Annotated in this window: 19 protein-coding genes and 1 pseudogene; 18 read left to right on the forward strand and 2 right to left on the reverse strand. The window is 66.9% G+C overall.

Annotated features, from left to right (window positions below):
- From WA944_RS25955 to WA944_RS25975, 5 genes are all read left to right on the forward strand, one after another.
- Positions 1-87: hypothetical protein (locus tag WA944_RS25955; protein ID WP_526647489.1), on the forward strand; the 87-nt coding region annotated here is incomplete at its 5' end.
- Positions 88-123: 36 nt separating this feature from the next.
- On the forward strand, positions 124-1284 hold the full coding sequence (locus tag WA944_RS25960; protein WP_526375848.1) for a lactate 2-monooxygenase: 1161 nt from the start codon (positions 124-126) through the stop codon (positions 1282-1284).
- A gap of 32 nt (positions 1285-1316) precedes the next feature.
- Positions 1317-2219, forward strand: a complete 903-nt coding sequence (locus WA944_RS25965) for a tyrosine recombinase XerC (RefSeq protein WP_526375846.1) — start codon at positions 1317-1319, stop codon at positions 2217-2219.
- Positions 2220-2240: 21 nt separating this feature from the next.
- A complete protein-coding gene (locus tag WA944_RS25970; protein ID WP_526375844.1) occupies positions 2241-2525 on the forward strand; it encodes a hypothetical protein in 285 nt (94 codons plus the stop codon).
- 9 nt (positions 2526-2534) lie between these two features.
- A complete protein-coding gene (locus tag WA944_RS25975; protein ID WP_526647488.1) occupies positions 2535-3314 on the forward strand; it encodes a hypothetical protein in 780 nt (259 codons plus the stop codon).
- A 105-nt stretch (positions 3315-3419) separates the two neighbouring features.
- Here WA944_RS25975 and WA944_RS25980 read toward each other — a convergent pair whose 3' ends face one another.
- Complete coding sequence (locus tag WA944_RS25980) at positions 3420-3908, reverse strand: M23 family metallopeptidase (protein ID WP_526610387.1); 489 nt, start codon at positions 3906-3908, stop codon at positions 3420-3422.
- Positions 3909-4198: 290 nt separating this feature from the next.
- Between WA944_RS25980 and rpsB the strand changes: the two genes are divergently transcribed.
- From rpsB to WA944_RS26030, 10 genes are all read left to right on the forward strand, one after another.
- Positions 4199-5050 (forward strand): 30S ribosomal protein S2, encoded by an 852-nt coding sequence (gene rpsB, locus WA944_RS25985; protein WP_526610385.1) that lies wholly within the window; start codon positions 4199-4201, stop codon positions 5048-5050.
- Between the two features lie 28 nt (positions 5051-5078).
- Complete coding sequence (gene tsf, locus WA944_RS25990; protein WP_526369950.1) at positions 5079-5906, forward strand: translation elongation factor Ts; 828 nt, start codon at positions 5079-5081, stop codon at positions 5904-5906.
- 328 nt (positions 5907-6234) lie between these two features.
- Positions 6235-7722, forward strand: coding sequence for a sugar transferase (locus WA944_RS25995; RefSeq protein ID WP_526369952.1), 1488 nt, complete (start codon positions 6235-6237; stop codon positions 7720-7722).
- 41 nt (positions 7723-7763) lie between these two features.
- Complete coding sequence (locus tag WA944_RS26000; protein WP_526369954.1) at positions 7764-9170, forward strand: amidase; 1407 nt, start codon at positions 7764-7766, stop codon at positions 9168-9170.
- A gap of 118 nt (positions 9171-9288) precedes the next feature.
- Positions 9289-10464, forward strand: coding sequence for an ABC transporter permease (locus WA944_RS26005; protein WP_526369956.1), 1176 nt, complete (start codon positions 9289-9291; stop codon positions 10462-10464).
- Between the two features lie 68 nt (positions 10465-10532).
- Entirely contained in the window at positions 10533-11042 is a 510-nt protein-coding gene (locus WA944_RS26010; protein WP_526369974.1) for an FtsX-like permease family protein, read from the forward strand.
- A 7-nt stretch (positions 11043-11049) separates the two neighbouring features.
- A complete protein-coding gene (locus WA944_RS26015; protein WP_526369958.1) occupies positions 11050-11790 on the forward strand; it encodes an ABC transporter ATP-binding protein in 741 nt (246 codons plus the stop codon).
- Between the two features lie 38 nt (positions 11791-11828).
- Positions 11829-13352, forward strand: a complete 1524-nt coding sequence (locus tag WA944_RS26020; protein ID WP_526610381.1) for an amino acid permease — start codon at positions 11829-11831, stop codon at positions 13350-13352.
- Positions 13349-15325 carry a primary-amine oxidase gene (locus WA944_RS26025; protein WP_526369962.1) on the forward strand — a complete coding sequence of 659 codons (1977 nt, stop codon included), beginning with the start codon at positions 13349-13351 and terminating at the stop codon, positions 15323-15325. The genes WA944_RS26020 and WA944_RS26025 overlap by 4 nt, the downstream gene beginning before the upstream one ends.
- Before the next feature lie 89 nt (positions 15326-15414).
- A complete protein-coding gene (locus WA944_RS26030) occupies positions 15415-16284 on the forward strand; it encodes a glycoside hydrolase family 16 protein (RefSeq protein WP_526369976.1) in 870 nt (289 codons plus the stop codon).
- A gap of 4 nt (positions 16285-16288) precedes the next feature.
- On the opposite strand, the gene WA944_RS26035 is transcribed toward WA944_RS26030, so the two are convergent.
- Positions 16289-16705 (reverse strand): MarR family winged helix-turn-helix transcriptional regulator, encoded by a 417-nt coding sequence (locus tag WA944_RS26035; protein WP_526610379.1) that lies wholly within the window; start codon positions 16703-16705, stop codon positions 16289-16291.
- A 45-nt stretch (positions 16706-16750) separates the two neighbouring features.
- On the opposite strand from WA944_RS26035, the gene WA944_RS26040 reads away from it, so the two are divergent.
- The 3 genes and pseudogenes from WA944_RS26040 to WA944_RS26050 form a co-directional block, all read left to right on the forward strand.
- Positions 16751-17434 (forward strand): class I SAM-dependent methyltransferase, encoded by a 684-nt coding sequence (locus WA944_RS26040; RefSeq protein ID WP_526369966.1) that lies wholly within the window; start codon positions 16751-16753, stop codon positions 17432-17434.
- Positions 17435-17546: 112 nt separating this feature from the next.
- Positions 17547-18302 carry a UMP kinase gene (gene pyrH, locus WA944_RS26045; protein ID WP_526369968.1) on the forward strand — a complete coding sequence of 252 codons (756 nt, stop codon included), beginning with the start codon at positions 17547-17549 and terminating at the stop codon, positions 18300-18302.
- A gap of 45 nt (positions 18303-18347) precedes the next feature.
- A pseudogene (locus tag WA944_RS26050) lies at positions 18348-18414 on the forward strand (ribosome recycling factor); the annotation flags it as partial.

Genomic DNA, 18414 nt, shown 5'->3' on the forward strand with positions numbered 1-18414 from the left:
TCGATCTCCGGGTACTGGCGACGGGGCCGCACCGAGGAGACCTTCCGGCAGTGGAAGCGGGAACTGGCCGAGGCCGAGGCCAAATAGCCCTGCCGATCCGGCGACCAGTGGCACCCTTACGCCATGACCTTCGGTAACTACCAGCTCGAGATCTACCTGCAGGGCCTGTCCGGCGTACTGCCTTCCCTCCCCATGGATTACACCGGCTGGGAGGCCAAGGCCGAGGTCGCGATGCCACCGTCGATCTGGTCGTATGTCGCAGGCGGCGCCGGTGACGAACGCACCCAGCGCGTCAACCGGACGGCCTTCGACCGCTGGGGACTGATGCCGCGGATGCTGGTCGGCGCCACCGAGCGCGACCTCACCGTCGATCTCTTCGGCATGACGCTGCCGTCGCCGCTGTTCATGGCGCCGGTCGGGGTGATCGGGATCTGTGCGCAGGGCGGGCACGGTGACCTGGCGACTGCCCGTGCGGCCGCCCGCACCGGTGTTCCGATGGCGGTGTCCACGCTGACCGAGGATCCGATCGAGGACGTCGCCGCCGAGTTCGGGGAAACCCCAGGCTTTTTCCAGCTCTACACACCGACCAACCGCGACCTGGCCGCCAGCCTGGTCAGTCGCGCGGAGGCCGCGGGCTACAAGGCCATCATCGTCACCCTCGACACCTGGATCCCGGGATGGCGGCCGCGTGACCTGGCGAGCTCGAACTTCCCGCAGCTACGCGGGCACTGTCTGGCGAACTACACCAGCGACCCGGTCTTCCTCAGCTTGCTGTCCCAACCACCCGAAGAGAACATGCAGGCCGCGATCATGCAGTGGGTGCAGCTGTTCGGCAATCCGCTGACCTGGGAGGACCTGCCCTGGCTGAGGTCGCTGACCGATCTCCCGCTGGTACTCAAAGGCATCTGCCATCCCGATGACGTCCGCCGCGCGAAGGACGGTGGCGTCGACGGCATCTACTGCTCCACCCACGGCGGCCGGCAGGCCAACGGTGGGCTACCGGCGATCGACTGCCTTCCCGACGTGGTCGAGGCCGCCGACGGAACGCCGGTGCTGTTCGATTCCGGGATCCGCAGTGGCGCCGACATCGTCAAGGCGCTGGCTCTGGGGGCGACTGCGGTGGGCGTCGGCAGGCCCTATACCTACGGCCTGGCCATCGGCGGCGAGGACGGCATCGTGCACGTGTTGCGATCCCTGCTTGCCGAAACGGACCTCATCATGGCCGTCGACGGCTACCCGACGCTGGCCGATCTCACCCCGGACACGCTGCGGCGCGTCACCTGAGTCGCGGTACCGGCGTCTGCCACGGTGGTGCAATGGAGGCCATCCTCGAGGAGTTCGACCAGTACCTCGCGCTGGAGCGTGGCCGCTCCGAGCACACCCGTCGCGCTTACCTCGGCGACCTGCGCTCGCTGTTCGATTTCCTGGCCCAGCGCGCCCCCGAGGCCGAGCTTGGCACCCTGAGCCTGCCGGTGCTGCGCTCCTGGCTGGCCGCCCAGGCCGCCGGCGGAACTGCGCGCTCGACACTGGCCCGCCGCACCTCGGCGGTCAAGACGTTCACCGCCTGGGCGGTGCGGCGTGGTCTGATGACCGATGACCCGGCGACCCGTCTGCAGGTGCCCAAGGCGCGCCGCACCCTGCCCTCGGTACTGCGTCAGGACCAGGCGAGCGACGCCATGGACGCTGCGAAATCCGGTGCCGAACAAGGTGATCCGCTCGCCCTGCGGGACCGTCTGATCGTGGAGATGCTGTACGCCACCGGCATCCGGGTCGGCGAGCTGTGCGGCCTGCACGTCGACGACGTCGACACCTCGCGTCGGCTGCTTCGGGTGCTGGGCAAGGGCAACAAGCAGCGAACGGTGCCCTACGGCGAACCCGCCCACGTCGCGCTGACGCAGTGGCTGACCGACGGGCGCCCGGCGCTGGTGACTGCGGGTTCGGGCACTGCGCTGCTGCTCGGTGCCCGCGGTGGTCGGCTGGATCCGCGGCAGGCGCGCACCGTCGTGCACCAGACGATGACTGCAGTCGCCGGTGCGCCCGACATCGGCCCCCACGGCCTGCGGCACAGTGCCGCCACCCACCTGCTCGAGGGGGGCGCCGATCTGCGGGTCGTCCAGGAACTGCTCGGTCACTCGTCGCTGGCCACCACGCAGCTCTACACCCATGTCACCGTCGCGCGGCTGCGCGCCGTACACGACCAGGCCCACCCCCGCGCATAGCCGCACGCGAGAGTGGAGCAGATGCCGGGACGTCGATGGTGCCGAATTGTCGCCGCCGCAGCGGCGCCGATGCTGGTGGTCGCGGCGTGCGGAGACGGCGGCGGGACCGATGAAGTCGGTACCAACCGGATGGGCACCTCGGGGATGTCGCTGACCCTGGACGGCGACCCTTGGTGGCCGGTGGGGATCAACGCCTACCAACTGGGCACGGAATGGCAGATCAAAGCCGGGTGCGGTGCCGAGGTCGACCTGGAGCAGTACTTCGGCGCGCTGCCCCCGAACACGCTGACACGGGTCAACGCCTAGTCCAGCTTCGTGCTGGACAAGCGCACCGGACAGCTCGATTTCGGTCGCCTCGATGCCGTCTTCGAGACCGCCGCCCGGCACCACCAGCTGCTCAACGCGGTGCTCACCAGCAGTGAAGGTGCCTGCGAAAACGGTGACTGCAAGGGTGCCGCCCGGTTCGCCGGATGCTGGCGGACAGACGTGCTCACCGGGGACCCGATGTCGTTCGCGGCGTGGATCGACACCGCGGTCCGCCGCTGGGGCGACTCGCCGGCTGCCGCCGCGTGGACCGCGGTCGGCGAGCCCGAACCATCGAACTGCGGTTCCCTCGACTGCCACTGGGCCGCCCGCGAATGCCCGGTGCACGCGGCGGTGGTCCTGCGGGGGTTCGTCGACGACGTCGGCGCGCGGATCCGCGGCCTCGAGCCCGACGCGGTCCTCTGGGGTGGGCGCGCGGGGGGCGGGCAGTGCGGGTCGGCTGGCGACGACTACGCCCTGGTGGGCGCATCACCCGGAGTCGACGTGCTCGAATACCACGACTACGAGGTGGGCCACGAGCTGCCGGGGGATCCGAACAGTGGCCTGGCCCGCCGGCTGCAGCAGGCTCGTGAACTCGACAAACCCCTCGTCGTCGCCGAACTCGGCGTCAACGCCGGATCGTGCATGCCCCTTCGACAGCGCTACGACCTGGTTTCCGGGGTGGTCCCGGAACTGCGACGAGCGGGTGTCGCCGGGTCCAGTTCTGGGCGTTCGTTCCCGACCCGCGGCCAGGCGAGTGCACCTACGACATCGGCGCGGACGACCCGCTGATGACGTTGGTCGGTGCGCGAAGCTGAGCCGCTTCCGCCGGAACTGCGTTCCAGCCGGGCTGCACTCGACCATTTCCTGCTGGAATGCCGTTCCGGCGAAAGAGGGTCAGCGGACCGGCTTGAGGCGGATCGGCGTGCTCGCCAGCAGCCCGAGCGGGTCGACGTAGTCGGCTCGCGCGGCCGGACCCCACATCGCGCCCCAGTGCAGGCACGCCGACGCCGTGCAGCCGGGGTGGCCGGCGCTCAGCTCGCCGATGACCGTCCGGCCATCCACCGCCTGGCCACGGCGGACGGCGGGGAGCACCGGCTCGTAGCTGGTGCGCAGGCCACCGGGGTGGGCGATCGACACCAGCGGGCGGCCGGCCAGCTCCCCGGCGAACACCACGGTTCCCGGCCCCGCCGCGTAGACCGGCTGCCCGGCCGTCGCCGCCAGGTCGACGCCACGGTGGCCACGCTGCCAGTCGGGGGACGGGGCGTCGAATGCCCGCACCACCTGCGGAGGTGGCCGGATCGGCCAGTCGAGCCGCCCGGCGTCGGCCACCGCGGGGGACACGCCCAGCACCAAGAGGGCCAGAATCGCCGCAAGCATCCGCATACCGGCAGTTCAGCGGATCGGAGCCGCGGCACGCCAGCCCCACAACAGCCCGCTGTGGATGGCCGCCGCGATGGTAAAACCACGTCTGTTCAGCGTGTAAACTTCTTTCCGCAGCTCGCAACTGTGAGCTGACTTCGCGTGTCTGCGCATGGCCACCCACTGGCGGTCATATCCGGATGCCGGCGGTCCCGTCCCGAGTTCCTCGGAACGGGTCCGGCAACCAGCAGGCACCAGGGCTCAGTGTCAGCCGACGCTGCGCGCACAACCGACACAGTGAGGAATGGCCGATCATGGCTGTTGTAACCATGAAGCAGCTGCTCGACAGCGGCGCCCACTTCGGGCATCAGACCCGTCGTTGGAATCCCAAGATGAAGCGGTTCATCTTCACCGACCGCAACGGCATCTACATCATCGATCTGCAGCAGACGCTGACCTACATCGACTCCGCCTACGAGTTCGTCAAGGAAACCGTCGCCCACGGTGGGTCCGTCATGTTCGTCGGCACCAAGAAGCAGGCGCAGGAGTCCATCGCCCAGGAGGCAACCCGCGTCGGAATGCCGTATGTGAACCAGCGCTGGCTGGGCGGCATGCTCACCAACTTCCAGACCGTGCACAAGCGCCTTCAGCGGATGAAGGAGCTCGAGGCCATGGAGCAGACCGGTGGCTTCGAGGGTCGCACCAAGAAGGAAATCCTGATGCTGACGCGCGAGAAGAACAAGCTCGAGCGGTCCCTTGGTGGTATCAGGGACATGCAGAAAGTGCCCTCGGCCATCTGGGTGGTCGACACCAACAAGGAGCACCTCGCGGTCGCCGAGGCTCGCAAGCTGAACATCCCGATCATCGCGATCCTGGACACCAACTGCGACCCCGACCTCGTCGACTACCCGATCCCGGGCAACGACGACGCCATCCGCTCGGCCGCGCTGCTGACCAGGGTGGTGGCCTCCGCCGTCGCCGAGGGTCTGCAGGCCCGCTCCGGTGCCGGTGCCGACAAGCCCGAGGCCGGCCAAGAAGGGCAGGCCGCCGAGCCGCTTCCCGAGTGGGAGCAGGAGCTTCTGGCGGGTGCCACCGCCGCCGCACCCGAAGCCGCCGCACCCGAAGCCGCCCCGGCCGAGGCTGCTGCGGCAGAACCCACCTCCTGAACCGCTTCGTCTCTAAGGAAAGACCCATATGGCTAACTACACCGCTGCCGACGTCAAGCGCCTGCGGGAGCTGACCGGCGCCGGAATGATGGACTCGAAGAACGCGCTCGTCGATTCGGACGGCGACTTCGACAAGGCCGTCGAACTGCTTCGTATCAAGGGCGCCAAGGACGTTGGCAAGCGCGCTGAGCGTGCCACCGCCGAGGGCCTGGTGGCCGCCAAGGACGGAGCGCTCATCGAGCTGAACTCCGAGACCGACTTCGTCGCCAAGAACGCCGAATTCCAGTCGGTCGCCGACCAGATCGTCGCTGCTGCGGCAGCCTCGAAGGCTACCGATGTCGACGCGCTCAAGGCTGCCAAAGTGGGAGACACCACCGTCGAGCAGACGATCGCGGACCTGAGCGCCAAGATCGGTGAGAAGCTCGAACTGCGCCGCGCCACCTATTTCGACGGCACGGTCGAGGCCTACCTGCACAAGCGGGCGGCCGACCTGCCGCCTGCGGTGGGCGTGCTGGTGGAGTACACCGGCGCCGACGCGGACAAGGCCCAGCAGGCCGCGCACGCGGTCGCCCTGCAGATCGCTGCCCTCAAGGCCAAGTACCTCAGCCGTGAGGACGTGCCCGAGGACGTCGTCGCCAACGAGCGTCGTATCGCCGAGGAGACCGCCAAAGAAGAGGGCAAGCCCGAGCAGGCCCTGCCCAAGATCGTCGAGGGCCGCGTGACCGGCTTCTACAAGGATGTCGTGCTGCTGGATCAGCCGTCGGTGTCCGACAACAAGAAGTCGGTCAAGGCACTGCTCGACGAGGCCGGCGTGACCGTGACGCGGTTCGCCCGTTTCGAGGTCGGACAGGCATAGTCGCTTTTCCACCGAAACCCCCGAGACTCTTGCTTGGGGGTTTCGTGCTTTCCGGGGAATGCAGCCGGGGCGAGATATTGTTTGCCAGCACTTGATGCAGGTGCATCGGTCTGGCGCAGGACGTCGTGGGCCAACTCCGTTGCCGCTGAGGCGGCGTTCCGGTCGGCGGCCCCGATCTTTGCCCGATCTGCCGTGAACGGTATTCGGCAAACATCTGAGATCCGGTGCGACTTTATGTCGCAACAGGTGACAAGCTACTTCCGGATGTTTTGCTCGTAGACGAGCTAACCTCATGTCATGGGGGAACGTCCGAACTGGCTTGGTCACGATGACCAACACGATTGATTCCTCCCACGCCGCCACCCTGATGTCGGCGCAAGGGATTGCGGCCGAGATTCGGCAGGAGGCAGGCCAGCGAAAGAGATCGACGCGGTGGGTGCCGTATGCCAGCGCGATGGTCGATGTCACAACCGCGTCGCTGGCGGTGGCCGTCGGAATGACGTGGGCCAACGAGACCAATCAGCTGTTGCCGCCGAGCTGGATGGTGTGTTTCTTCGCCCCCACCGTTGTTGCAGTGTCGGCGCTCGGCGGCCGGTACAGGCGCAAAGTGAACCGCTCTTTCCTCGAAGAGCTGCCGACGATCGAGGCCGTCACTGCCCTGGCGGCGATGCTGCTGCTCAGCGGCCTTGTCCTCAACACCGGAATCACCGGGTCACGCAGCGGTGCGGTGGCTCGTGTCTGGATGTGCGGGGCGATCCTGATTCCGGTCGGCCGGCTGCTGTGGATCGAATGGAAGCGCTACTGTTTCCGCCGCGACCGTCTGACCGCTCCCACTCTGATCGTCGGCAACGGCCAGATCGCCGAGAAGGTGCTCGAGCGAATCACCGGATCGACCGCATACGGCCTGCGCGCGGTCGGGATCGTCGACGACGAGGTCCCCTCGATGGGCCCGGATCGGAAATCACCGGCTGCCGTCCCGTACCTGGGCAAGCTGGCCGACATCGAGCAGGCGATCACCCGCACCGGCGCCGAATGCATCATCGTGGCGTTCTCACGAACCCGCGATGAGGCGTTGGCCGATGTGGTCCGCATCGCCTACAAGCACAGCATGAACGTGTGGATAGTGCCACGGATCTTCGATGCGATCGGCGTGCACTCCCGCATCGATCATGTGGGCGGTCTGCCCCTGATCTCGGTTCCCCGCACCGACCCGCGCGGCTGGGAGTTTCGCGCCAAGCACATTTCCGACCGGGTGTTCGCCACGGCAGGGCTTGTGCTGATCTCCCCGCTGTTCCTCACGTTGATGCTGCTGGTCCGGCTCAGCTCCCCGGGGCCGATCTTCTACGGCCAGGATCGGATCGGGCGTGACGGCGGGGTGTTCTGCTGCCGGAAGTTCCGTTCGATGCGCCCGCTGCGTGAATGCGATGCCCGGTTCACGCTCAGCGACGGCACCGCGCCGGGGGGTGTTGAAGGGGAGGACCGCCGCACGCCGATCGGAAAGTTCATGCGGGCCACGTCGCTCGACGAACTCCCGCAATTGCTCAACGTCATCAGGGGCGAGATGAGCCTGGTGGGTCCGCGTCCCGAGCGCCCGGAGTACGTCGACCTGTTCAACGCCCAGATCGTGCGGTACGGCGACCGGCACCGCGTGAAGGCCGGGATCACCGGTTGGGCCCAGGTACACGGTCTGCGTGGACAGACGTCGATCGCCGACCGCGCCGAATGGGACAACTTCTATATCGAGAACTGGTCGATCTGGCTCGATTGGCGGATCTTGGCGATGACGGTCCTGGCGGTGCTCCGTCGCGCCGAATGAACCAGCGACGACGCCCCGGTACGCTTTGGTACCGTCGTTCGATGGACCGGATAACCGCCTTCTCCGATGATGCCCTGGGCGACCTCGACGCCGTTGGTCTGGTCGACGCGATGCGCGCCGGAACAGTGTCTGCTTCAGAGATCGTCGACGCCGCGATCGCCCGCGCCGAGTCGGTGAACCCGGCGCTCAACGGTCTGGCCTACGAGACGTTCGAGCAGGCACGGGCACGGGCGCGACTGCGCCGGCCCTACGGCGGTTTCTTCGACGGGGTGCCGTCGTTCATCAAGGACAACGTCGCCGTCGCCGGCATGCCGACGATGAACGGCACCGATGCCTGGGATCCACGACCCGCCGCCGCCGACGGGGATTTCGCCCGCGCGTACCTGGCCACCGGTCTGATACCGCTGGGCAAGACACAGCTCTCGGAGTTCGGTTTCAGCGCGTCTGCGGAACACGCACGGCTCGGCTCGGTACGCAATCCGTGGAACACCGACCACACCGCCGGAGCCTCGTCGTCGGGTTCGGGGGCGTTCGTCGCCGCAGGCGTGGTGCCGATCGCCCACGCCAATGACGGCGGGGGCTCGGTCCGGATTCCTGCGTCTTGCAACGGGCTGGTGGGTCTCAAGCCGTCGCGAGGCCGGCTCCCGCTCGACAAGGACATGCGGCAGATGCCGGTGCGCATCGTCCACAACGGCGTGCTCAGCCGCTCCGTCCGCGACACCGCCGCGTTCTACCGCGAGATGGAACGCGTGCATGCCAACCCGAAGCTGCCCCCGGTGGGCGACATCGCCGGACCCGCCGAGAAGCGGCTGCGAATCGCCTTGTGCGTCAAGTCGATCACCCGCGAGGCCGGTCCCGAGGTCACCGAGTTGACGTACCGGACCGCGGCGCTGCTCGAGGGGCTCGGCCACCGGGTGACGCCGATCGACAACCCGGTGCCGGCCGGGTTCATGGACGACTTCCTGTTGTACTGGTCGTTTCTGGCGTTCGCCTTGGTCAGGGGTGGCCGTCGCACCTTCGGCGACAGTTTCGACCGCGACCGGCTCGACAACCTCACGCTGGGGCTGGAGAGCCACGCCGCCCGCAACCTGCACCGGTTGCCGCTGGCGATCGCCCGGCTGGCCCGTATCCGGCGGGCCACGTCGCGGCTGTCGTCGACCTACGACGTGCTGCTGACACCGACGATGGCCGATGTCACGCCGCGCATCGGCCACCTCGACCCGACTGCCGACTACCAACAGATCATCGACCGGCTCGTCGAGTGGGTGGCCTTCACGCCACTGCAGAACGCGACCGGCGAGCCGGCGATCTCGTTGCCGTTGGCCGAATCCGCGTCCGGGCTCCCAGTCGGGATGATGTTCTCTGCCGCTCTCGGTCAGGACGCCCGGTTGCTCGAGCTGGCCTACGAGCTCGAGGAAGCCCGGCCCTGGGCGCGAATCCAGGGCTGACGACGACGAAATCCGTTGCGGCGACGACACATCGCTGTAACGCGAACGGCGACGTGTTAACAACGCCGACATTGCAAGTGGCCGTCGGCGAAACTTTGCGCTCGCACCATCGCTTCTCGTGGAGACCAGTCAGGTCAACAACCCGCCCACATCGACACGATCACCGCAGATCCCTATCGGTACCGGAAACACGTTCGCGTGTCTGGTCCGGTTCGCGCTGGCCAACATCCGGCGACGGCCGGAGCGTTTCATCTTGTCCGTGCTCGGCATCGCGCTGGCGATAGCCTGCGTGACGATCGTCCGGACCATCTCCACTGGTTTCGCCATCACCGGTGAAGACTCGGTCATCGATGTACTCGGCGACGCCCAGTTGTGGGTGGTGCCCGCAGCCGGTGTGCACTACCACCCCGATGCGCAGGCGTTGATCCCCGCCGGTCCCGCTCCGGCGGTCGCCCTGCCCGACGGGTGGAGCGGGACGCGCGTGCTGGCCGGGGTCGTCGACATCGACGGGCAGTCGGTGTCGTTGCGGGGCAGCGATCAAGTCGCCAGCGGACAAGCAGCTTTGGGTGCCGAGCTGGCCGACCGACTCGGTGTCGGCGACGGTGAGAACATCACGGTCGGTGGGCATGCGCTACGGGTCGCGATCACCGGCGACGGTCAGTCGATGGTGGTGCCGACAATGGTGACGAGGTCGGTGGTCGGCGACAACGGATGGTGGTTGGTGTATGCGCCGGCCGGCGCCGAACAGCGCCGAGACCTGGCCCGGACTCTTGGTGAGGCCACCGGCCTGCCGTCGACACCGGACCCGTCGGTGACACCGGATCCGACGGGGGCCGGGCTTATCTACGACACCGTCGGGGGATCGGGGCCGTTGACATTCGAGCAGAAGTTCTCGGCGCTGTTCTCGGGCAAGGTCACCAGTTCGACGCTGGGGCTGATCTCCACGATCGGGTTGGGGCTGGGGTTCGTCATCGCGGTGTCGTCGTTCCTGGCCGCGGTGACCGAACGGCGCCGCGAGTTCGGCATCATGTCGAGCATCGGTCTGGCAGACGAGGTGCTCTACTTCTTCCTCGTCGAGTCGGCCATGGTGTTCCTCGTCGCCTACATCGTCGGTGTCATCGCCGCGGGTATCGCTGTGGCACTCGTGATTCCCAGCCTTGCCACGGTCACCGCCTGGGCGCAGGGCGCCGCGGTGACCGCGATGTTTCTGCCCGCGATGGCCATCGTCGGGGCGCTGGTGCCGGTGCACCGGCTGCTTCAGCAGCGGCCGGTGTCGCTCCTGGAGGCGCGGTGACGGTCAGCAAGGGTGTCGGCCACGGTGTTGCCTACGGCTACCTGTCGGCTCGGCGCAGGATGCGGGAGATGGTGCTGCCCGTCGTCACGACGGCAACGGGCGCCTTCTTGGTAGTGCTGGTGTTCGCGATGTCCGCGGGTATCAGTGCACAGTCCGCGTCGCTGGGCCATGCCGAGGAGATCGGCCGCGCGGTGAGGCTCATCGCGGTCACCGTCCTTCTCGTCGGTGTGGTCGAGGTCGCGGTGGCCACCACCCGCACCGTCGCCCACCGCACCGTCGAACTGGGGGTGCTCAGTGCCAACGGAATCCCCCGCGGACCGGTTGTGGCTGCGCTACTCGTCGAACCGGTCGTCGCGGCGGTGCTCGGTGCGCTGCTCGGCGCGCTGCTCGCAGGGGCCTCCGGAATCGTGCTGGCCGCGCTGGGGTTCGTCGCTTCCGGAATCTCTTTCAGCGGCATGGCCGTCGGGGTGCTGATCGCCGTCGTCGTCAGCGTCGTGGCCGCCGTCGTGACCAGCATCGCGCCTACGTGGAACGCGGTGTCGCGGCCACCCATCCGATCTCTGTCAGCGGGAGGTTAGACCGCACATGACCGCACTGCACGATCCTGCCGAAACGCAGCACCCCCCGGTGGTGGTCGACACGGAGGTGTCGCCGAAACCGGTGATCGAGATCAGCGACGTGTGGAAGCTGCACAAGCTCGGCGACGAGGTCGTCAAGGCGCTCGTGGCCGCGGAACTGCAGGTGATGCCGGGAGAGTTCGTCTGCCTAATGGGTCCCAGCGGCAGCGGGAAGTCGACGCTGCTCAACATCGTCGGCGGCCTGGACCGCCCCACCAAGGGAACGGTCAGGATCGCAGGACGCGACACCGCCGAGCTGTCGGAGAGCCAGTTCGCCGCGCTTCGGCACGACACCATCGGGTTCATCTTCCAGAGCTACAACCTGATCCCGTTCCTGTCGGCGGTCGAGAACGTGGAACTGCCACTGATGTTCGAGCCCTACGACCGCAGGTCGCTTCGCCGGCGGGCCACCGAGCTGCTCGAGCTGGTCGGGCTGGGCCACCGGGTGCACCACCAGCCGGCGAAGATGTCCGGAGGTGAGCAACAGCGCACGGCGATCGCGAGGTCGCTGATCAGCAACCCGACGCTCGTCCTCGCCGACGAACCGACAGCCAACCTGGACCATCGAACCGGGGAGACGGTGGTGCGGATGTTGCGTGAGCTGTGCTCGACCATGGGCGTCACCGTGGTCGCCAGCACCCATGATCCCACGGTGGCCGACGAAGCGAGCCGTGTCGTCCGGATGAAAGACGGACAAATCGTCAACTGACCCAACGACGTTGGGCTCCCTATCGGTTCGGAGCATTGATGACCCAAGAACTCGACGCTGCGCGGACGCCGGGCCCCGCTGACCGTGACAAGCTCATGACCACCGAGCTCGTGCCCGAACAGATCCTGCCCAAGGTGATGGGCACCTTCGGGCTGACCGCTGCCTACGTCTTCATCATCTGCTGGGTCACCGGCTCGTCGGTGATGGCGACAGGCGGTTGGACGGCCATCCCGATGTGGGTACTGGGAATCCTCACGTTTCTGATCCCCGCCGGTATGGCCGTGGTCGAACTCGGTAACCTGTGGCCGGGCCAGGGTGGGGTGTACATCTGGGCTTACCGCACGATGGGGGAGACCTGGGGCTTCATCGGGGGATACCTGTCCTGGGTGCCGGTGATCCTCAACGCGGCGTCCTCGCCGGCGGTGGTTCTGCAGTTCCTGTTGTTGGCCTTCCACACCGAGCTCGGGCTGACGACGAGCATCATCCTGCAGCTCGTCATCCTGTGGACCGTGATCGGGTTGGCGCTGGCGAAACTGGCGGCCAATCAACGCATCATGAACGTCGTGTTCGTCGTGTACGGCGTCCTGACCCTGACGATCTTCACCTGTGGTCTGCTGTTCGCCGTCGAGAACGGCTCGGCCACGCCGTTCAGCTGGGCAGAGGCCACCATCCCCAACTTCGCCGTGGCGGGCTTCCTCTACGGCACCGTGTTGCTGTACCTGCTCGGTGTCGAGACTCCGTACAACATGGGGGCGGAGTTCCTCTCGGTACGCAGGAGCGGTCCGCGAATGATCCTGTGGGGTTCGACCGCACTGGTCGCCATCTACCTGCTAACCACGCTGGGCACCATGATGGCGCTTCCCGGCGACGAGATCGACCCGGTGACAGGTGTCATCGGAATGCTCGACGTGTCAGGGTTTCCGGGGTTGATGGAGATCTGCGCGGTGGTCCTGGCCGGCATCATTATCGTGGCCCTGATGACCTACCAGGTCGCGTATTCGCGGCTGATCTTCGTCTCCGGCCTCGAGCGGCACCTGCCCCGCATCTTCACCCACCTCAACCCGCGCACCCGTAATCCGGTGTCGGCCATCCTGATCCAGGGCGTCATCTCCTCACTCATCCTGGTCGGTCTGTATTCGCAGAGCAGCATGGCCAACGTCACGATCTACCTGCAGGGTGGCCTTAGCACCGTCTGGCTGCTGTCCGGGTTCTTCTTCCTGATCCCGTTGATCGTGGCGCGCAGGAAGTACGCCGACCGCTACGTCAACGAGACGTTCTGGCGGATCCCCGGCGGCATGGTCGGGGTGTGGCTCGTGGTGATCGTCGGCTCGGTGGGCACTGTCGGCGGCATCTACTACTCGTTCGTGACCCCGTGGATCGACGTACCCCAGGCCACCTGGATGACCTGGGTGGGCGGCATCAGCCTGGGCATGTTCGCGCTCGGCCTCGCGGTCTACGTGTTCGGGCGCCGGTCGGCGCACAAGACCAGCCAGGAGGATGCGCTGGCACATCTCGCAGTGTTCGACCTCACCAAGAATGACGCGGAGGAAACGACGAAATGACCATGGACAGCACCATTGTGAGCACGCCGGGCACCGGTGATTCGGTCCGCTACCCACTGGACCCCCTGTCGGGTGCCGAGATCGAAGCGGCGGCGCGGATCCTCACGGAGTCCGACTACGGAACTCCCACAATGAAGTTCGTGATGATCCAGCTCTGTGAGCCGGCCAAGACCCCGGAGCTGAGGTTCGATCCCGCCCTCCCGGTGCCCCGGCAGGCGTTCGCCACCATCTACGACACAGCCGCCAAGATGATCTACGAAGCGGTTGTCGACGTGCTGGCGGGCACCGTTGACGAGTGGAGAGAGGTTCCGGGCCGGTTCCCGTCCTATCTCGTGGAGCACATGACCGGGGTGGAGGAGAAGGTGCGGGAAGACCCGCGCTGGCAGGAGGCGATGCGCAAACGCGGCGTCACCGACTTCAGCCTGGCGATGATCGACCCGTGGCCCGCGGGCTACTACGGCGCGCAGGATCATCACCACAACTCCGCACTCATCTGCCGCCCGCTGACGTTCATGCGGGCCGCCCCCACCGAGCACGGCTACGCGCGCCCCGTCGAAGGCCTGATCGTCACGTTCGATCTCGATGCGATGGAAGTCATCGACATCGAGGATCACGGTGTTGTGCCGTTGCCGCCGACCGCGGGCAACTATGCCGAGCAGTTCATGTTCGATCCGAACAACCGCCCGGCGTTCACCGAGTTCCGGCAGGACGTCAAGCCGATCGAGATCACCCAACCCGAGGGACCGAGCTTCACCGTCGACGGCTGGCAGGTCAGCTGGCAGAAGTGGTCGATGAGGATCGGTTTCAATCCGCGTGAAGGCATCACTTTGCACGAGGTGACCTACACCGACCGGGGCGAGGTCAGGCCGATCCTGTACCGCGGGTCGCTCTCGGAGATGGTGGTGCCCTACGGCGACAGCTCGCCGACCCACTGGAACAAGAACGTCTTCGACATGGGCGAGGTCGGCATGGGCTTCTCGGCCAATCCGTTGACGCTCGGGTGCGACTGCCTGGGCGAGATCCACTACTTCGACGGCACGGTCAACGATTCCAGCGGAAACGCGGTGACGATCCCCAACGCCATCTGCATGCACGAGGAGGACTACGGAATCTCCTGGAAGCACACCGATTTCCGCACCGGCGAAGTCGAGGTGCGACGGTCGCGGCGGCTGGTGGTCTCGATGATCTGCACCGTCGGCAACTACGAGTACGGGTTCTTCTGGTACTTCTACAACGATGCCTCCATCGAGGTTGAGGTGAAGTTGTCCGGGGTGCTCACCACCGGCGCCATCTCAGACGGTGAGCAGCCCCGCTGGGGCAAGATGGTCGCCCCCGGCCTCTACGGTCCAAACCACCAGCACTTCTTCAACTTCCGGCTCGACATGAGCGTCGACGGGCCCGGAAACAGTGTGTACGAAGTCGATTCGATCTCCGAGCCGGACCCTGCGCTCAACCCGCACCGCAACGCGTGGATCACCCGGGACACCCTGGTGGCCTCGGAGTCCGACGGTGCCCGGGACTGGAACTGGTCCACCGGCCGGTACTGGAAGGTGTCCAACCCGTCGAAGATCAACGAGCTCGGCCAGCCGGTGGCCTACAAGCTCACCCCGAAGGACGTGGTGCCGGTGATGGTTCAGGAGGGCTCGCACATCTACGACCGTGCCCGGTTCGTCCAACACAACCTGTGGGTGACGAAATACGACCCGGCCGAGAAGTTCGCGGCAGGCGACTACATGTACCAGTGCGCGGATGCTCAGGGGCTGCCGCAGTTCATCGCCGGTGATGCGCCGCTGGAGGACACCGACGTCGTGCTCTGGTACACGGTGGGGGCACACCACGTGGTGCGGCCCGAGGACTGGCCGGTGATGCCGTGCGCCTACACCGGTTTCCATCTCAAACCGGTCGGCTTCTTCGACGGCAACCCGGCCCTGGACATTCCTCCGTCGCCGCCGATGGCCTGCCACCAGCACTGACCGCAGGTGGCGACGACACCTGGCGAATCGGATGGCCGTATCAGCGGCTGCCGCGGCCCGGCGTCGTCTATATTTTGGGCGTGCCAGAGATGGATCGCCGCCACTTGATGTTCATGATGGGTCTGGGTGCGGCGGCCGCCGCATTGCCGGTAGCCACGGCTGGGGCCCAACCCGTCCCCGGTGACATTCCACCCGTTCCGGGCCCACCCGGCGCGCCGGTGCCCGCTGCCGAGACCGGTACGGGCCTGCTGTTCCAGGATGAGTTCAACGGCCCGGCCGGATCACCGCCGGACCCGGCGTCGTGGTTCATCGTCCCGGCTCGCGAAACCATCAGGAACCCCCACGAGTGGGACAAGCCCTTCAACATGGGGCGCTACGTGACCGACCAGGAGCACGTGTTCCAGGACGGCAACGGCAATCTGGTGATCCGGGCCACCCGCGGCCCCGGCACCACCATCCAGGAGAAGTACGCCAGCGCCAAGATCGTCGGCAACTGGCGCGGCGGGATGGGCACCACCTGGGAAGCGCGGGTCAAGCTGGACTGTCTGACCGACGGCGCGTGGCCCGCCTTCTGGCTGATCAACGACAACCCGGTCCGTGGCGGCGAGATCGACCTGGTCGAGTGGTACGGGAACAACGACTGGCCGTCCGGGACGACGGTGCACGCCCGGCTGGACGGTACGTCGTTCGCCACCCACCGCCATCCGGTCGACAATGCGTGGCACACCTGGCGGATGACCTGGCTTCCCAGCGGCCTGTACTTCTGGAAGGACTTCCAGCCGGGCATGGAACCGTTCTTCACGGTGCCCGCGAACTCCGTCGCGGACTGGCCGTTCAACGACCCCGGTTTCACGATGGCGCCGGTGTTCAACATCGCCGTCGGGGGCTCCGGTGGCCGCGAGCCCGCGGCCGGCACGTATCCGGCCGAGATGCGCGTCGACTGGATCAGGGTCTTCTGACGCGCTAACCGAGTGCAGCGAGCAGCTGTCGGAACTCCCTCCGCTGCTCGTCCGTCAGCGCAGCAAGAACCCGCTCCTCGGCCGTGCGGACGGCGGCCTCCAGGGTGCTCAGCAGCTCGGTGCCCTCACGTGTCAGCTGCGCGGGTAGCGAGCGGCCGGAAGCCGCCGAGGGCGGACGGCCCACCACGCCACGCGCTTCCAGAGAGCGCAGCACCACGTTCATCGCTTGCGGGGACACCTTGAGGTCGCGAGCCAGGTCCGCATTGGAACGGCCCGGATGCTGGGACAGGATGCGGATACAGAGGTATTGGGGGAACGACAGGTTCAGCGGCTCCAGCGCCGATGTGCAGACTTCGGTGCGCAGCACGGACGCCACTCGGTACAGAAGGTAGCCCAGCGGCTGATCCTCGGGGGGCGCCATGTCAACTATGTTGACATATATCAACGTCGTTGATAAACCGGACTCATGACGAACCCGACAGACCAGATGTTCGAATCCGCGTACCGCGGTGAAGCCGCCGAGATGGGAGAAGGCGTCAAACCGCCGTGGAGTATCGGCGAACCACAACCGGAGATCCTGGGACTGATCGAGGCCGGGAAGTTCCACGGCGACGTCCTCGACGCCGGATGCGGCGAGGCAGCCGTGTCGATGTATCTCGCCGAGCGCGGGTTCACGACGGTCGGACTGGACCAGTCACCGACGGCGATCAGGCTGGCCCGTGAGGAGGCCGCCCGGCGGCAGCTGAGCTCTGCCACTTTCGACGTCGCCGACATCAGCGCGTTCACCGGCTACGACGGCCGGTTCGGCACCATCGTCGACAGCACGCTGTTCCATTCGATGCCCGTGGAACTGCGAGAGGGCTATCAGCAGTCGATCGTGCGGGCCGCCGCGCCGGCAGCGTCGTACTTCGTATTGGTGTTCGATGCCGCCGGAATGCCTGCCGACGGCCCCGTCAACGCCGTCACCGAGCCCGAACTCCGCGACGCGGTGTCGCCGTACTGGCAGATCGACGAAATCAGGCCGGCCCGCATCCACGCCAACATCCCGGCGCAGACGAACCTCGACGCCTTCGCCGGATCCGGCATCCGCGACGAGGCGGACGGCCGGAAGTCGATGCCCGCCTGGCTGTTGTCGGCGCACCGGAGCTGAGCCCACACCGGCCCCCGACGTGGTGCACCGGTCGCGATGAGGCAGGATTAGGGGAGCCGTCCGCGGCATCGGAGGGGGTGGCGATCGCATGCGAGGACCGCAAAGGAGTCGGATGGCGCAATCCACAGGTTCTCACGGTGCGGGCTCGTCGCCCCTGATCAGGCCCGCCTACTCCCGCGTGCTGCTCAAGCTCGGTGGCGAGATGTTCGGCGGCGGGCAGGTCGGCCTCGACCCCGACGTGGTCGCACTGGTCGCGCGTCAGATCGCCGAGGTGGTGCGCAGTGGCGCCCAGGTGGCCGTCGTGATCGGTGGCGGCAACTTCTTCCGCGGAGCGCAGCTGCAGCAGCGGGGCATGGAACGTACCCGCTCGGATTACATGGGCATGCTCGGCACCGTGATGAACAGCCTTGCCCTGCAGGATTTCCTGGAGAAGGAGGGCATCCAGACCCGGGTGCAGACCGCCATCACGATGGGGCAGGTCGCCGAGCCGTACATTCCGCTGCGAGCGCGACGACACCTCGAGAAGGGCCGGGTGGTCATCTTCGGTGCCGGGATGGGGCTGCCGTACTTCTCCACCGACACCACGGCCGCGCAGCGCGCGCTGGAGATCGGTGCCGAGGTGGTGCTGATGGCCAAAGCGGTCGAAGGCGTGTTCACCGCCGACCCGCGGGTGCACCCCGACGCCGAACTGCTCACAGCGATCAGCCACCGTGAGGTCATCGACCGCGGACTCAAGGTCGCCGACGCGACCGCGTTCAGCCTGTGCATGGACAACGGTATGCCGATCCTGGTGTTCAATCTGCTCACCGATGGCAATATCGCGCGTGCAGTGGCGGGTGAGAAGATCGGAACACTGGTCACCACATGATCGACGGACTACCGCGCACGCGGGGAGCAGGAAAGTAGGAGCACAGTGATCGACGAAACGCTCTTCGATGCCGAGGAGAAGATGGAGAAGGCCGTGTCGGTGGCGCGGGACG

This window comes from Mycobacterium sp., from assembly GCF_049683355.1.
In the GTDB taxonomy this organism is placed as follows: Bacteria; Actinomycetota; Actinomycetes; order Mycobacteriales; family Mycobacteriaceae; genus Mycobacterium.

What these genes read in the sequence shown, in the direction of transcription:
- WA944_RS25965 (WP_526375846.1), top strand. Translation starts at nt 1,317, where the DNA reads ATGGAGGCCATCCTCGAGGAGTTCGACCAGTACCTCGCGCTGGAGCGT.
- WA944_RS26030 (WP_526369976.1), top strand. Translation starts at nt 15,415, where the DNA reads ATGGATCGCCGCCACTTGATGTTCATGATGGGTCTGGGTGCGGCGGCC.
- WA944_RS25960 (WP_526375848.1), top strand. Translation starts at nt 124, where the DNA reads ATGACCTTCGGTAACTACCAGCTCGAGATCTACCTGCAGGGCCTGTCC.
- tsf (WP_526369950.1), top strand. Translation starts at nt 5,079, where the DNA reads ATGGCTAACTACACCGCTGCCGACGTCAAGCGCCTGCGGGAGCTGACC.
- pyrH (WP_526369968.1), top strand. Translation starts at nt 17,547, where the DNA reads ATGGCGCAATCCACAGGTTCTCACGGTGCGGGCTCGTCGCCCCTGATC.
- WA944_RS26020 (WP_526610381.1), top strand. Translation starts at nt 11,829, where the DNA reads ATGACCCAAGAACTCGACGCTGCGCGGACGCCGGGCCCCGCTGACCGT.
- WA944_RS26025 (WP_526369962.1), top strand. Translation starts at nt 13,349, where the DNA reads ATGACCATGGACAGCACCATTGTGAGCACGCCGGGCACCGGTGATTCG.
- rpsB (WP_526610385.1), top strand. Translation starts at nt 4,199, where the DNA reads ATGGCTGTTGTAACCATGAAGCAGCTGCTCGACAGCGGCGCCCACTTC.
- WA944_RS26010 (WP_526369974.1), top strand. Translation starts at nt 10,533, where the DNA reads ATGGTGCTGCCCGTCGTCACGACGGCAACGGGCGCCTTCTTGGTAGTG.
- WA944_RS26000 (WP_526369954.1), top strand. Translation starts at nt 7,764, where the DNA reads ATGGACCGGATAACCGCCTTCTCCGATGATGCCCTGGGCGACCTCGAC.
- WA944_RS26035 (WP_526610379.1), bottom strand. Translation starts at nt 16,705, where the DNA reads ATGGCGCCCCCCGAGGATCAGCCGCTGGGCTACCTTCTGTACCGAGTG.
- WA944_RS25995 (WP_526369952.1), top strand. Translation starts at nt 6,235, where the DNA reads ATGACCAACACGATTGATTCCTCCCACGCCGCCACCCTGATGTCGGCG.
- WA944_RS25980 (WP_526610387.1), bottom strand. Translation starts at nt 3,908, where the DNA reads ATGCGGATGCTTGCGGCGATTCTGGCCCTCTTGGTGCTGGGCGTGTCC.
- WA944_RS26015 (WP_526369958.1), top strand. Translation starts at nt 11,050, where the DNA reads ATGACCGCACTGCACGATCCTGCCGAAACGCAGCACCCCCCGGTGGTG.
- WA944_RS26040 (WP_526369966.1), top strand. Translation starts at nt 16,751, where the DNA reads ATGACGAACCCGACAGACCAGATGTTCGAATCCGCGTACCGCGGTGAA.
- WA944_RS25970 (WP_526375844.1), top strand. Translation starts at nt 2,241, where the DNA reads ATGCCGGGACGTCGATGGTGCCGAATTGTCGCCGCCGCAGCGGCGCCG.